12 protein-coding genes are annotated in these 14289 nt (G+C 55.9%); 3 read left to right on the top strand and 9 right to left on the bottom strand.

What is annotated here, in order from left to right:
• The first annotated feature begins 66 nt into the window (after positions 1-66).
• Positions 67-1161 (top strand): D-alanine--D-alanine ligase, encoded by a 1095-nt coding sequence (gene ddlA, locus LBW88_RS20045; RefSeq protein WP_224933935.1) that lies wholly within the window; start codon positions 67-69, stop codon positions 1159-1161.
• Positions 1162-1245: 84 nt separating this feature from the next.
• On the opposite strand, the gene LBW88_RS20050 is transcribed toward ddlA, so the two are convergent.
• The 5 genes from LBW88_RS20050 to LBW88_RS20070 all read right to left on the bottom strand — a co-directional run bounded on the left by LBW88_RS20050 (position 1246) and on the right by LBW88_RS20070 (position 6604).
• Positions 1246-1398, bottom strand: a complete 153-nt coding sequence (locus LBW88_RS20050; protein ID WP_224933936.1) for a hypothetical protein — start codon at positions 1396-1398, stop codon at positions 1246-1248.
• Positions 1385-2809, bottom strand: coding sequence for a GGDEF domain-containing protein (locus LBW88_RS20055; protein ID WP_224933937.1), 1425 nt, complete (start codon positions 2807-2809; stop codon positions 1385-1387). Before LBW88_RS20055 ends, LBW88_RS20050 begins: the two co-directional genes overlap by 14 nt.
• A 294-nt stretch (positions 2810-3103) precedes the next feature.
• Complete coding sequence (locus LBW88_RS20060; RefSeq protein WP_224933938.1) at positions 3104-4579, bottom strand: SulP family inorganic anion transporter; 1476 nt, start codon at positions 4577-4579, stop codon at positions 3104-3106.
• Positions 4576-5214 (bottom strand): carbonic anhydrase, encoded by a 639-nt coding sequence (locus LBW88_RS20065; RefSeq protein ID WP_224934023.1) that lies wholly within the window; start codon positions 5212-5214, stop codon positions 4576-4578. Before LBW88_RS20065 ends, LBW88_RS20060 begins: the two co-directional genes overlap by 4 nt.
• Before the next feature lie 580 nt (positions 5215-5794).
• Positions 5795-6604, bottom strand: a complete 810-nt coding sequence (locus LBW88_RS20070; protein WP_224933939.1) for a 5'-nucleotidase, lipoprotein e(P4) family — start codon at positions 6602-6604, stop codon at positions 5795-5797.
• A gap of 109 nt (positions 6605-6713) precedes the next feature.
• Here LBW88_RS20070 and LBW88_RS20075 point away from each other — a divergent pair, with 109 nt between their 5' ends.
• Positions 6714-7424 (top strand): polyphenol oxidase family protein, encoded by a 711-nt coding sequence (locus LBW88_RS20075; RefSeq protein ID WP_224933940.1) that lies wholly within the window; start codon positions 6714-6716, stop codon positions 7422-7424.
• 31 nt (positions 7425-7455) lie between these two features.
• Here LBW88_RS20075 and LBW88_RS20080 read toward each other — a convergent pair whose 3' ends face one another.
• The 3 genes from LBW88_RS20080 to idnD form a co-directional block, all read right to left on the bottom strand.
• A complete protein-coding gene (locus tag LBW88_RS20080; RefSeq protein ID WP_045831845.1) occupies positions 7456-8775 on the bottom strand; it encodes a gluconate:H+ symporter in 1320 nt (439 codons plus the stop codon).
• Positions 8776-8854: 79 nt separating this feature from the next.
• A complete protein-coding gene (idnO, locus tag LBW88_RS20085; protein ID WP_038644549.1) occupies positions 8855-9619 on the bottom strand; it encodes a gluconate 5-dehydrogenase in 765 nt (254 codons plus the stop codon).
• 9 nt (positions 9620-9628) lie between these two features.
• Positions 9629-10660, bottom strand: coding sequence for an L-idonate 5-dehydrogenase (gene idnD / locus LBW88_RS20090; protein WP_200576757.1), 1032 nt, complete (start codon positions 10658-10660; stop codon positions 9629-9631).
• 461 nt (positions 10661-11121) lie between these two features.
• Between idnD and LBW88_RS20095 the strand changes: the two genes are divergently transcribed.
• Positions 11122-13125: an NADPH-dependent 2,4-dienoyl-CoA reductase gene (locus LBW88_RS20095; protein ID WP_224933941.1), complete on the top strand. Its 2004-nt coding sequence runs from the start codon at positions 11122-11124 to the stop codon at positions 13123-13125.
• On the opposite strand, the gene rlmG is transcribed toward LBW88_RS20095, so the two are convergent.
• On the bottom strand, positions 13126-14244 hold the full coding sequence (gene rlmG, locus LBW88_RS20100; RefSeq protein ID WP_224933942.1) for a 23S rRNA (guanine(1835)-N(2))-methyltransferase RlmG: 1119 nt from the start codon (positions 14242-14244) through the stop codon (positions 13126-13128).
• Positions 14245-14289 lie beyond the last annotated feature (45 nt).

A 14289-nucleotide genomic window follows, 5' to 3' on the forward strand; every position in this document is an offset into this window, starting at 1 on the left:
CCTGTTGATGCCTTTTATCACCGTGCTATCTTACCCACTCGCTATACCGCAATCGGATCAAGACCAATGGCAAAACAACGTGTAGGAATCGTGTTTGGTGGCAAATCGGCCGAGCATGAAGTGTCGTTACAATCAGCGAAAAACATCCTCGAAGCCATCGATAAGAGCAAATACGAGGTGGTGCTGCTGGGCATCGATAAACAGGGTGAATGGCATCTGAATGATGCTTCCGGCTTCCTGCTGAATGCCGATAACCCGGCGCTGATTGCCCTGAATCGCTCAGGTGAAAACGTCGCGCTGGTGCCGGGCAGTGCTTCACAGCAGCTGATCACTCGCCAGCAGGCGCAGCCGCTGTCACAGCTGGATGTGATCTTCCCGATCGTGCACGGTACCCTGGGTGAAGATGGATCGCTGCAGGGCTTGTTGCGCATGGCGAATCTGCCGTTTGTGGGATCGGATGTGCTGGGCTCAGCGGTGAGCATGGACAAAGATTTCACCAAGCGCTTGCTGCGCGATGCGGGCTTAAAAGTCGCGCCGTGGATCAGCGTGACGCAGGCACAGCGTGCGCGTCTGGATGCGCAAGCCGTTGTCGAACAGTTCGGTCTGCCACTGTTTATCAAACCGGCTAATCAGGGATCGTCTGTCGGTGTCAGCAAAGTGGATCATATCGACGATCTGGCGGCGGCGCTGGATCTGGCCTTTACCTTTGATCGCAAAGTACTGATCGAGCAAGGCATCAAAGGCCGCGAAATTGAGTGTGCGGTGCTGGGTAATGATGAACCCGAAGCCAGCCCGTGTGGCGAAGTGGTGGTGCATGATGCCTTCTATTCGTACGACACCAAATACATCAGCGCCGATGGTGCACAAGTGGTGGTGCCCGCTTCTATCAGCGAAGAACACAGCGAAGCGATTCGTGCCGTGGCGATTCGCGCATTTCAGGCGCTGGAGTGCTTCGGTATGGCGCGCGTTGATGTGTTCCTGACCGAAAGCGGCGAGATCGTGGTGAACGAGGTGAATACTCTGCCGGGCTTTACCAATATCAGTATGTATCCGAAGTTGTGGCAGGCAGCAGGATTGAGCTACAGCGATTTGATTACGCGCTTGATTGAGCTGGCACAGCAGCGCCATCAGCAGAGCAGTCAGCTGAAAAGCAGCGTTTAATCATCGATTTCCTGGTGCGCATAAATGCGCACCCTACGATGGATAAACTGGTTGGTCATTGATGGTTGTCGAAACAAATTAGCGTCAGGCAGTTGTGAGGTTGTCATCAATGGCGACCGAAAAAATCAGTACCAAGCTATCGTAAGGTCGCCATTCACGGCGACCAAAACAACCCAGCACCAAGCCATCATGAGGTCGCCACTCATGGCGACCATCACGCACTTCACGCCACGTCATTCACCACGCTGCGCGGTTCCATCGCCGGAGAGGTTTGGTTACGGCCATTGCGTTTCGAGAGGTAGAGATTTTTATCCGCTGCCGACACCAGACGGTTAATCACGCCTGGCCATTCCCGCTCACTCTGCGCACTGCCGCGCGCCAGGCCTAAACTGGCGGTTACCGTCACCGTGTTGCCCTGAATCCAGAACTTCTCTTTGACCATTGCCTGACGTATCGCTTCGGCCAGCTGGTAAAGTTGCAGATGGCTGTAGTCGAACACCACCACCACAAACTCTTCGCCACCAAAGCGACACACCATGCCGCGATTGCCCACCACGCGTTGCATGCGGCGTGCAATTTCTTCCAGCACGCCATCACCGGCATCGTGGCCAAAGTTATCGTTGATGGCTTTGAAATAGTCGACATCCAGCATCACCACACCCGCTTCGCGCTGTAAGGAGAACGGCTCCTGTTTCAAACTTTCATACAGGCCGGAACGCGACAGCAGTTGGGTGAGGAAATCAAAGTTAGCGCGTAACGCCAGGCGATGATTGAGCTGACGAATCGCATCCATACTCACCGCCACCAGCAGCGGGCTGAGGGCCACTGTTGCCACGCCCAGTCGCGCCGAGGTGAGATGGCTGATCGGCAGCAGTGCGTCATCGCCCTGAATATTCATTACGCCGTGGGAAACGAGAACGATCTCAGTGATACCGGTAATCAGGATCACCAGGCTTGTAACAGGAATCGGTAACACGATGGCGCACCAGATCAGCGCTGGCACCGGGAAGGTCAGGCTACCTGCCCCGCCAATCAGTGCACCTACGGTTAACGACAGCACCACCGCCGCCAGGGGCAGCAGCTTGCCAGGGTGCAGCAGAGTACGCGGCGATACGCTGCGCAGCGGTCGCGCCAGCATCACCGGCAGCAGCATCAGGGAGGTCGAGAACTGCTCGCTAAACCAGTCGCCCCACGCCACCACAAAGCGCGCATTGAAATCGATATCCTGCGCCCATGCGCCCCAGGTAGCACAGGCTGCGGCGCCAAGGAAACAGGCCGGGAAGATGCGCATGGCATTGAACACCTGGCTGTTGGCCGAAGGCGGCTGCAGGTGTTTGATCAGCATGCTGACCGTTATCAGGGTAAACAGAATATTGGCGAAGTTCACGGTCACCGCAGGCAATGCCCAGCCGGAAAACACCGTGTCGTTAAATATCATCGCAGCAAAGCACACCAGATAGCTCGAAGTGGTATGCAGGAAAGGATTTCGTACCATTAAACCGGCAATCAGTGCATTCACCGGCCAAAACAGTGAGAACTCCTCGGGAATGCGCAGATGACTGCCAATAAAGCAGAAGAAAAGCGTAATCAGGAACAGCGAGAGTGCATTCTTTTTTAAATTATTCTCAGCAAACAGCTTAACGCGCATACGTCTGAACCCTGTAACCTGGAAATCGCTGCCTCTTGCCCACGGGCATCAGCAAGCATTTAACCTGAAATAACTGTGCGATGATTCGGCAATTAAGCGAGTGTTCGTCATCCTACTCTGCGGCTGGGCAGCACTCAATGAGCCGGATCGGCGAGATGTGAGCGCGCTGGCAGGGTTGAAACCCGAGAAACAAGGATGAGAGCTGCTGCAATTATGCCCTGTAAATAAAAAAATCGGATATCCGAGATATCCGATTTTTACGCTAAAAACCAGTTTTTAAGCAAAGTGTTATTGCTAATTAACCGCAACCGGCCACTGACTCAGACGAATACCACGATCGCGCGCGTTTTCCCCGAAATCCTGCAGCACCGCTTTGACGTCGGGATCCAGATACTCGGCATTATCATGATCGACAATCACCGTGCTGTTTTCCGGGATCTCCGCCAGCAAGCCCTGCAGTTTAGGATTATGCATAAAGGTGAGGTTTTGCTGGAAGCGCAACACATAGTGATCGTCATAGCGGGTAAGCTGCAGCGCATTGCGGTGGCTTTTGTAGATGCTGTAGATAATCTGCGTAGCGATACCGATACCAATCCCCGCCAGCATGCCAAACACCAGGATGCCACCGATGGTCGCCAGGAACGGCACATACTGCTGAGCCCCCATGCGGAACTGCTCGATGAACAGACGCGGCGTTGCCAGCTTATAACCGGTATACAGCAAAACGGCGGCCAGGCTGGCCAGCGGGATGGCGTTGAGCAGATCGCTGAACCACAAGCCGCAAATCAGTAACAGCGCGCCGTGGATGAGAATCGAGAGTTTGGTCTGAGCCCCGACGCTGACGTTCACCGAGCTGCGCACAATCACCGCCGTGATCGGCATCGCACCGAGGAAACCGGCGGTCAGGTTGCCGATGCCCTGCGCGAACATCTCTTTATTCGGCGAGGGTGCCGGATGCTGCGGACGCAGTTTTTTCAGCGCTTCCTGACTGAGCAGCGTTTCCAGGCTCGCCACCAGCGCCAGCGTCACGGCAACGACCCAGACAGAAGGATTTTGCCATGCCAGCCAGTCCGGGGTTTCCAGTTCAGCCGCCAGCGCCGACAGGCTATCAAAGGCCGGTAACGCAATACGCGGCAGCCCTTGCGCCAGGCTCGGGAACAGGCGGTCGCCAAATACCGTCGCCATACAGCCGAGCAGCACCGCCACCAGCGGCCCCGGTATCCAGCTGAGCAGCTTGACTGATTTCACCATTGGCGTGGTCCACAGCCACAAAATTACCAGGCCGATGCCTGCCACCCACATCGCACTGGTTGAAAACTGAAACTCACCGTTCACCAGCGATATTAATTCGGCATCGCCTGCGGCACCGAAGGCCACCGGGATCTGCTGCATAATCAGCAAAATACCAATCGCCGCCAGCATCCCTTTAATCACGCTCCCCGGCACCAGCGAGATAAAGCGACCGGCACGCAGCAAGCCAAGCAGGCATTGCAACACGCCCGCCAGAATCAGTGCGGTGAGGAAAGCGGAGAAGCTGCCGAGCGTCTGTATCGAGGCCACCACAATGGTCACCAGACCCGCAGCCGGGCCGCTGACGGCAAAGCGTGATGGGCTGAGCGATGTGACCAGCAGGCCACCGATCACCCCGGTCAGCAGTCCGGCAAACGGCGGTAAACCGCTGGCCTGCGCGATGCCAAGGCACAGCGGCAGTGCCACCAAAAACACCACCAGACCGGCGGGAATATCCTGACGCAGCGTGTTCAGATTCATGGCACCGATTCCTCTGCTGATTGCTGAATGAGTTCTTTCAGATGACCAGACTGCAAGTCATACACGCAGCCAAACACTTCCAGCGCTTGCCCCGCCTGCCAGGCCTGTTGCACCGGTTCGCACACCACCAGTTGGGCAAACTGCGCGATCACGTTGGCCTCCACTAAGCGGTTGAGCTTGCTGCTCTCCTCTTCCTCAGCACTGGCGTGATATTCCACCAATCCTTGTTGCAGGCCACTGCGCAACGCGGCGATGCGTCTTGCCAGCGCCGAATCCTCTTTTGCCAGCGGGCTGGCGGGCAACCCCAGCGCGGCCTGCACCCCGCCGCAGCCATAATGGCCGCACAGAACAATGCGCTCCACGCCCAGGTAGAAAATCGCGTATTGCAGCACGCTCATCAGGTTATCGTCATCGGGCACCACCATATTGGCGATGTTGCGATGCACGAACAGTTCGCCAGGATGCGAGCCGGTCAGCACTTCGGCAGGTACGCGGCTATCGGAACAGCCAATCCACAGCGAATGCGGTTTTTGTTGATGCAGATATTGTTCGAAATAATCTGGATTACGCTCGCGGCGCTGTAATGCCCAACTGCGATTTTTCGCTAATAAGGGTTTAAGTGTCGTCACAATTATCTTCTCTCTACGTCCAGAAATATCGCTTTCAGGCAAAGTCACAGGGTATTAAACGCCGCTAAGACGATCGATGGAGGGTGAAAGCAGAGCTTCCTCACATAAATTGTTTATAGCTGCTAATGCTTGTGGTTGCACAATCATTATTTCCGCGCACGACAAAATCCTCCGCCCTGTAAAATAAATGTCAGGAAATGTCGATAATAAGTAATTTAATGCAAGCCGATGGAATTGATTGAAAAATAAGATTTAATATATAAATCATGAAATTAAATTTAATATTAAATTATGCATCTGGAATGAATCGACAAAAATATACACACAGTCTTTTCATGCCTTTGCACTAGTATGGTGAATTAAACGATTTGAGCTGAGAAAAATCTTAATTATAAAATTTATGAATGGAGTTATTCACTGGGTGAATAGCAGAATGGCGATATTTTTCGCCAATCACTGACTGACAATTAAGCAAGAGATCAGGAAAATAATAAGGAGAATAATAATGACGATCAAAAGTAAATATGACTGGCCCTGAATTAAATTCAAAGCGCCTGCCGCAACAGGCGCTAATTCGCTTGACGAATTATTTACCGTTCCACGCTTTCATACGCGCTTCACGCACCTGAAGCTGCTGTTCCGGCGTCAGTTTGTTGTAGTTCTCCGCCATGCCGCTTTCCCAGTCGCCGTACAGCGGATTAGGCAGCACGATAAATTGCGTACCAAAATGCTGATGATTGAGGCTGACAAACTGCTGGCGCTGCGCATTGCCCTGATGCCAGGTCGCGCCACCAAAGTCATTCAGGTTATCGCCCACGTACAGCACCACGTTGTATCCGGCGTTTTTAATCGCATCGAAGCGCTCCTGTTTATTGGAATTGCCGGTGCTAAGACGCACGGTTTTATCGCTTACGCCGCTGAAGCCCAGCTTATTAAGGTTATCCACCGTCGCGGCGTAATCCTTCTGATCGCGGTTCGAGACGTAGAACATCGTGCCGCCGTGGCTGTTGACGTAGTTCGCGAACTCCACCGCGCCCGGCACGGCGATGGCCTGACGCGCCTGAGTCCAGGCTGACCAGGTTTTGCCGGAGAACGGCTGGCCGTTTTTCGCCTGCCATGCGCTGTAGGCGCTGTTATCGATCATGGTTTCATCAAGATCGACGATTACCGCTTTCGGTTTGCCCACCAGCGATGGCGCAGCATTAAATGCCATGCGTGCACTGTTAAACGCCTGCCAGCTCAGCGCCTGATACTCACCGGACTGCTGGAACCAGTTCACTGCCAATACCGATTGCTGGCCGAGCTGCTGCTGCGCCTGCTGTTTGGCCGGTTGTGCGCACCCGGTCAGCAACAGCGCAAGAATGCCGGACGCCGCCAGCAAAGAGGTGTTTTTCATCAGATCATCCTTAAGTGATTATGGTCAGTTTGTGTAAAGCTTTAAAAATGTAGCAGTTAACGTAAGCTGTGGGCAGAAGAAAGCTGCCGCCCTGTCAAAGGAGACACTTATGTCGTATTCCGGACCGCGTTCAACCCTGCTTGATGCCCTGCCGTGGCTCGATTATGCCTTCCAGCCTGCGGGTCAACCGGTGCCAGCAGATGCCGCTTATGGTCAGCAGCGCCATAGCGCCCATGTGGTGCTGGCGACACAAAATCTGCCACCGAAGAGCTGCGAATCCGATGGTGTGATCGGGGAAAACCAACTGCCGGTTGCGGTGTATACCGCAGATTGTTTGCCGGTACTGTTCGCCGATAGCGAGCAGCATCAGGTGGCGGCAGTGCACGCCGGATTAAAAGGCACGCTGAGTGGAGTGCTGAACAGTGCCATTGATGGATTGCTTAATCGAGGCGCCCGCACTGAGACGCTGCATGTCGCCATCGGCCCGGCAATCGGTCCGTGCTGTTATGAGTTGGGCAAAGATTTGGTGACACAGATGCAGCAACGCGCAGATTTGCCTGCTCTGCAGTGGGCGAGCGAGCAACCACACAATAGCTCGGCGATTCGTCCGCAGGCGCGGGCGCATCATCAGGGCGTGTGGTTTGATTTGCCGCATCTGGCGCGAGGGTTACTGTTACAGCGCGGCATTCCAGCCGAACAGATTGAGGTGTTGAACGTCTGCACCTACTGCATGGCGGAGTCGGGATCGAGCTATCGCTACAACACCCATTTTGACAGCGGTTACCAGTCCCGTTTTTCGTGGATTCGTAGCCGCGATTGATTAGCTGCACATCCTTGTGCAGCTTGTTGCATCAGTGAATGATGGCGTTGAGTGCCAGCACACCCGCCAGGCCAAGAATCGAGATCAGCGTCTCCATCACCGTCCAGGTTTTCAGGGTTTCCACCACGCTGAGGTTGAAGTAACCCTTAAACAGCCAGAAGCCCGGATCGTTGACGTGTGAGGCGATCACGCTGCCCGAACCTACCGCCAGCACCATCAATGCTGGATCGGCATGCGTCACTGCGATAATTGGCGTGACGATCCCGGCGGTGGTGATCGCCGCAACCGTGGCCGACCCCAGCGCGATACGCAGCATCGCTGCCACCGTCCAGCACATCAGCAGTGGAGAGAGCGACGATCCCTTCATCATGTCAGCGATATAGTTGCCCACGCCGCTGTCCACCAGCACCTGCTTGAACGCGCCACCACCGGCAATAATGAAGACGATCATGGCGATGGCGGCAATCGACTCGCCGCACATATCCATCACTTCTTCCATCTTGCGGCCGTTGCGCAGACCCAGCGTCAACACCGCGATCACCACGGCAATAAACAGCGCCACCGCCGGGTTACCGATAAACTCGAAGAACTGACGCAGCGGGTTCTCTTTTGGCGTAGTCAGCTCAAACACCGCAGCAATCGCCATCAGCACCACCGGGATGATGGCGGCAAAGATACTGATACCGAAGCCCGGCATCTCTTCTTCGGTGAAGATTTTCGGGTTGTACAAGCCTTCCGGCGGTGACTTCTCAAAGCTTTTAAGGAATTTCGAGAAGATCGGACCGGCCACGATCACCGTCGGGATGGTGATGATCATGCCGTACAGCAGCGTGGTCCCGAGGTTCGCACCAAAGATAGTGGCGATCGCGGTTGGGCCAGGATGCGGTGGCAGGAAGCAGTGCGTGACCGAGAGTGCAGCCACCATCGGCACGCCGACATACAGCAGCGGCAAACCGGCAGCAGCAACGATGGTGAACACCAGCGGCAGCAACAGCACAAAGCCCACTTCATAGAACATCGCCAGACCAACGATCAGTCCAGTGACCACCAGCGCCCATTGCAGCCGCTCTTTACCAAAGGCGGCAATCAGGGTGGTGGCGACGCGTTGTGCCGCACCGGTGTCCGAGACTAATCGCCCGAGCATGGCACCGAAGCCGAGGATCATCGCTAATCCACCGAGCGTCGAACCGATACCTTTCTGGATCGAGGCCATCACGTTGAGCGGCGTCATCCCTTCGGCAATACCGACCACCGCCGAGACAAACACCAACGCAATAAAGCCGTTGACCTTAAATACAATCATCAATACCAGCAGCAGTATCACACCCAGCACAATAATGGTTATTGGCATTTTTTATTATCCTTAGGAATACAGAGGGGTGATTAAGGTTTAGGCGCGGCCCGGCGAAAATGCCAGCCGCGCCATGGCATTACACGGCGACGCGCATACCGCCATCAACGAACAGCAAGTGACCATTCACGAAATCAGAAGCGCCCGAGGCGAGGAATACCGCGGCGCCAATCAGCTCTTCTGGTTTACCCCAACGCGCCGCTGGCGTGCGTTTGGTGAGCCAGCCGGTGAAGGCCGGATCGTCCGCCAGCGCCTGGGTCATCTCCGTGACGAAGTAGCCCGGTGCGATGGCGTTCACCTGGATGTTATGGCGCGCCAGCTCGACGCACATCCCGCGCGTCAGCATGGTGACGGCCCCTTTGGAAGCCGCGTAAGGCGTGATGGTGTCGCGGCCCAGCTCACTCTGCATCGAACCGATATTGATGATTTTACCGCGCTGGCGATCGACCATTTTTTTCGCCACGGTTTGAGAGACCAGGAATACCGCGGTCTGGTTAACGGCAATCACGTCATTCCAGTCCTGCTCCGGGAATTCGAGGAACGGACGGCGGCGCTGGATCCCGGCGTTGTTCACCAGAATATCAATCGGGCCCCATTCGGCTTCAATCTCATCCACCGCCTGCTGCACCTGCGCAGACTGCGTCACATCAAAGGCTTTGGCATGGGCGCGTAAGCCCAGCTCACGCAGTTTCGCCGCGCCCTGCTCTGCACCCTGCTCCGTGGTGGCGTTGACGATCACTTCCGCACCGGCTTCACCTAAACCACGCGCCAGCAGAAAACCAATGCCGCGCGCCGAACCGGTAAGTAATACACGCTTGCCTTCGAGGGAAAATAACTGACTCATCACTGCTCCTTAAAAGGTTAACTGGACTTTCGCCGCACGGGTTTTATCGCCGGCAAACTGCAAGGCCGCGTCGATGTCCTGTAAATCGTATTCACCGCTAAACAGCGGCAGCGGATTGACCACACCGTTTGCCAGCCACTCGACGGCGGTATTGAATTCATGAGTAAAGCGGAAGGAACCGACCAGCTGAATCTCTTTGGCGATCAGCGCCATGATTGGGAAGTTTGGGATGGTGCCGCCCATGCCAACCTGGACCAGCGTGCCTTTGGCGCACACCACATCGAGACAGCGTTGCAGTGAGGAAGGATGGCCAGAGGCCTCAAACGCCACATCGAAAAAGCCTTTATCAGCCAGATATGGCGTGAAATCGCCTTCAGCGGCGTGGATCACATCGGTCGCACCCATCTGCTGCGCCATCTCCAGCGAACGTTCGCTGATATCGCTGCACACTACAGAAGCGGCACCGCGCGCTTTCGCCGCCGCCGCAATCAAGCAGCCAATCGGACCGACACCGGAAATGAACACGTGCTTGCCGGTAAGGTCGCCCGCCTGATGCGTGGCGTGAATGCACACCGCCAGCGGCTCGGCGAACACCATCACGGTTTCATCGGCATCCTGTGGGAATGGCACACACTGTTTGCTGTCCACCACTTTGTATTGGGTGAAGCCGCCATCAACATGTGGCACATACATGGCGCTGCCGAAGAAGCGCATGGAAGTGCACTGGTTTTCCTGATCGCGCTGGCAGTATTTGCACTCGCCGCACGGTTTGGACGGATTGACCGCCACTTTCTGATTTGGCTTCAGGTCAGGATTGTCGCTCTCCACCACATGGCCAATCACTTCATGGCCGAGGATCATCGGCATTTTGACCTCGAAGCTACCGACTTTGCCTTCCTGATAGTAATGCAGGTCAGATCCACAAATGCCGCCGCGCGTAATACGCACCAGCGTGCCTGTGCCGTCCCATTTCACCTGTTGCGGTGCGACGCTGACCTGTTTTTTCCCGGTAATCACGCAGGATTGCGTTTCGATATTCATGGTTTCCCCATTTGTTGCTGTTGCAATGGGGGCTATCAAAGCGGGATCGGGCGCTGAAAACTGTGAACCAGATCACTCTAAATCATGTTACGAAATAGCTGTTACCTGGAACGTGAACTGCTCGTACAGAAGATGGAAGCGGGATCACTGTTTGCCGGAAAAAACCAAGACCAGTCTTGGGGAAAAGCGGGATCGAGCTATGCCATTATCGCCGCACCCTCACCCGGGATTGAGTCTGACAGGAGTCATAACTAAAGAGCTAATCCATTAGCCCTCATCTTCAAACTGTTTCAGGGTGTACAGGTCTCTTCCCGTGCCAGACGAAAGCGTTCCGAACCTTTCGCCTGCGACCTGTCGCCCTGCTTTTTTTGAGGTTTCTCACAGCCTGAACACCGCGAATTTCCATCCAAACCAATTCCCGCTAAAGTTAACTCATCCGACCACTTTCCGAGACTGTGTTCATGACTGAGCATTACGCCCACCTGTTTGCCCCGCTGGATCTGGGATTTACCCAAATAAAGAACCGTTTTCTGATGGGCTCGATGCACACCGGACTGGAAGAACACACTGACGGCGCTGCACGATTAGCGGCGTTTTATGCGGAACGCGCGCGGGAGGGCGTGGCGCTGATTGTCACCGGCGGCATCGCGCCGAACGCACAAGGCGTGGTGGCGCACGGTGGCGCAATCCTCAATCAGGAAAGCCAATGTGAATGGCATCGCACCCTCACTGATGCGGTGCATGCGGAAGGCGGCAAAATTGCGCTGCAGATTCTGCATGCCGGACGCTACAGCTATCAGCGCGATCTGGTGGCGCCTTCGGCGTTGCAGGCTCCGATTAACCCACTCACACCGCGCGAACTCAGCGATGCCGAGATTCGCCAGACCATTGCTGACTTCGCCCAGTGCGCTAAATTAGCCCAGCAGGCTGGTTATGATGGCGTTGAGATCATGGGATCTGAAGGCTATTTGATTAATCAGTTTCTGGTGGCGCACACCAATCACCGTGATGATGAATGGGGCGGGGATGTGGATCGCCGTCGGCGCTTTGCACTGGAGGTTACGCAGGCGGTGCGCGAGGCTGTCGGCCCAGCGTTTATTATCATCTTCCGCCTGTCGATGCTCGATCTGGTGAACAACGGCAGTTCGCTGGAAGAGACGCTGACGCTGGCAAAGGCGCTGGAGCAGCGTGGTGTGACGCTATTCAACAGCGGCATTGGCTGGCACGAAGCGCGCATTCCCACCATCGCCACCTGCGTGCCGCGTGCCGGGTTTGCGTGGGTGACAAAGCATCTGCGCGAGGCGGTGTCGGTACCGGTGATCGCCACCAACCGTATCAACCATCCGCAGGTGGCGGATTCACTGCTGCACGATGGCATCGCCGATATGGTGTCGATGGCGCGACCGTTTCTTGCCGATGCGGCCTTTGTGCGCAAAGCCCAGGCCGGACAGCCGGATGCCATCAACACCTGCATCGCCTGTAATCAGGCCTGTCTCGATCAGATCTTTGTCGGCAAAGTCACTTCCTGTCTGGTGAATCCACGTGCCTGCCACGAAACCCTGATGCCAGTGATTGCCACTGAACAGCCTAAACAGATTGCGGTGGTCGGTGCCGGTCCGGCGGGCATGGCGTTCGCGCTACAGGCGGCCGAGCGCGGCCATCAGGTGACATTGTATGAAGCGGACGCGCAGATTGGCGGCCAGTTTAATATTGCCCGCCAAATCCCCGGTAAAGAGGAGTTTAGCGAGACGCTGCGCTACTTTCGCCATCAGCTGGCAGCGGCTGGCGTCGCGATTCGCACCCAGCATCGTGTGACGGCTGATGAACTGGAAAGCGTGGATGAAGTGGTGATCGCCACTGGGATTTCGCCGCGTCAGCTCTCGATTCCCGGCATCGATCATTCCAGCGTACTCAATTATCTCGATGTGATCCGCGATAAAAAACCGGTCGGCCAGCGCGTGGCAATCATTGGTGCGGGCGGCATTGGCTTTGATACTGCCGAGTTTTTGCTGCATCGCGGTGAACATGAAGACTTCTATCAAAGCTGGGGCATCGATCACAGCTTGCAGGCGCGCGGCGGATTGGTGCGTCCACAGCCTGTGGCGGCGGATCGGCAAATCTGGCTGTTACAGCGTAAATCGGGCAAACCCGGCGCCGGACTGGCTAAAACCACCGGCTGGATCCACCGCGCCAGTTTGCAGGCACACGGCGTGCAGATGTGGGGCGACGTTGAGTATCTGAATATTGATGATCACGGGTTACACCTGCGCCATCAGGGCGAAGCGGTCACGCTGACAGTGGATAACGTGGTGATTTGCGCCGGACAGGAACCGATGCGTCAGCTGGCGGATGAGCTGGCCGCACGCGGCAAAGCAGTAAGGCTGATTGGTGGAGCCGACGTGGCGCAGGAGCTGGATGCTCGCCGCGCCATCGCACAGGCCACTGAGCTGGCGCTCAGCGTGTGATTAACGCAGTTTGACCGAGCGCAACACCACGAACTTGGCGTTGGATGCCACCAGCTCACAGTTGCCAAACAGCTTTTTCATTTTGACGTGATAACCGAGGTGGCGGTTGCCAACAATGCGCAACTCGCCGCCATACTGCAGGCAACGTTTTGCATCGCGCAGCATTTGCCAGGCCAGATGATCGGTCACCGCGTGCTGCTGATGGAACGGCGGGTTGCACAGCACCGCATGCAGACGATCCGACGGGAAGCCACTCAGCACGTTATTAACGCGGAACTGGCAGCGCGCCAAATCCTGCGGACGGTTCACTTCAATATTTAGCTGGCTGGATGCCACGGCCATGTAAGATTCGTCATAGAACAGCACGTCCGCATTCGGGTTCTGCTCCAGCGCCAGCAAACCAACCACACCGTTGCCGCAGCCGAGATCGAGGATCTCACCTTCGATATCAAACGGCAGATGATCTAAAAAGAAGCGCGCGCCCACATCCAGCGATCCGCGTGAGAACACGTTGGCATGGTTGTGGATCTGGTAATCCGTGGTGTCCAACGGCCACACGGTGGTTTCGGGCGCATCGGGCAGTGCTGGTGCCGTGAAGTTGCAGTAAATCAGGCGAGCTTTTTTCCACGCCAGTGAGGTTTTGCTCTCACCGAGAATGCGATCAAACAGCTGCTGCGTGGAGTTATGAATGTCTTTGGCTTTGGCCGCGCCGAGAATCAGCGTATCTGCCGTCACCACTTTGCGCAGCGCGCGCAGCTGGTGCTCCAGCAGGGCCAGCGCTTTTGGGATCTTAATCAGCACAACAGCGGGCGCAGCAGGCAGCGGTGCCAGGCTGTCGATAAAGTGCACCTGATCCTCATCCATCTCATTGAGACGCAGGTTCTGCTTTGCCGCCTGCTCGCTAAGCAGCGAGTCGCTGACGTGCCACACTTCACGGCCGTTCAGTCCGCAGGTCAACGCACCAAAGCTGTCGTTGAACACCAGCACCGGTCCTTCTGGCAGTTCTTGCTGCAGCAGATATTCATCGGCGGAATCCCACGCCTGTAACGGGCTTTCTTCACGCATAGGCGGGAAGCGCTGCAATGTCAGCGTGCGATTGGTTAGTTCAAGTTGGCTCATGGAATCTCCGGCGTGGTACACTTTGCGCGATTTTCGCCCTAAAAA

The organism is Pantoea sp. alder81 (assembly GCF_020179835.1).
Lineage (GTDB): Bacteria > Pseudomonadota > Gammaproteobacteria > Enterobacterales > Enterobacteriaceae > Pantoea.

Excerpts from the sequence above, each read along its gene's own strand:
- ddlA (WP_224933935.1), top strand. The coding sequence starts at position 67 with ATGGCAAAACAACGTGTAGGAATCGTGTTTGGTGGCAAATCGGCCGAG.
- LBW88_RS20050 (WP_224933936.1), bottom strand. The coding sequence starts at position 1,398 with ATGACGTGGCGTGAAGTGCGTGATGGTCGCCATGAGTGGCGACCTCAT.
- LBW88_RS20055 (WP_224933937.1), bottom strand. The coding sequence starts at position 2,809 with ATGCGCGTTAAGCTGTTTGCTGAGAATAATTTAAAAAAGAATGCACTC.
- LBW88_RS20060 (WP_224933938.1), bottom strand. The coding sequence starts at position 4,579 with ATGAATCTGAACACGCTGCGTCAGGATATTCCCGCCGGTCTGGTGGTG.
- LBW88_RS20070 (WP_224933939.1), bottom strand. The coding sequence starts at position 6,604 with ATGAAAAACACCTCTTTGCTGGCGGCGTCCGGCATTCTTGCGCTGTTG.
- LBW88_RS20075 (WP_224933940.1), top strand. The coding sequence starts at position 6,714 with ATGTCGTATTCCGGACCGCGTTCAACCCTGCTTGATGCCCTGCCGTGG.
- LBW88_RS20080 (WP_045831845.1), bottom strand. The coding sequence starts at position 8,775 with ATGCCAATAACCATTATTGTGCTGGGTGTGATACTGCTGCTGGTATTG.
- idnO (WP_038644549.1), bottom strand. The coding sequence starts at position 9,619 with ATGAGTCAGTTATTTTCCCTCGAAGGCAAGCGTGTATTACTTACCGGT.
- idnD (WP_200576757.1), bottom strand. The coding sequence starts at position 10,660 with ATGAATATCGAAACGCAATCCTGCGTGATTACCGGGAAAAAACAGGTC.
- LBW88_RS20095 (WP_224933941.1), top strand. The coding sequence starts at position 11,122 with ATGACTGAGCATTACGCCCACCTGTTTGCCCCGCTGGATCTGGGATTT.
- rlmG (WP_224933942.1), bottom strand. The coding sequence starts at position 14,244 with ATGAGCCAACTTGAACTAACCAATCGCACGCTGACATTGCAGCGCTTC.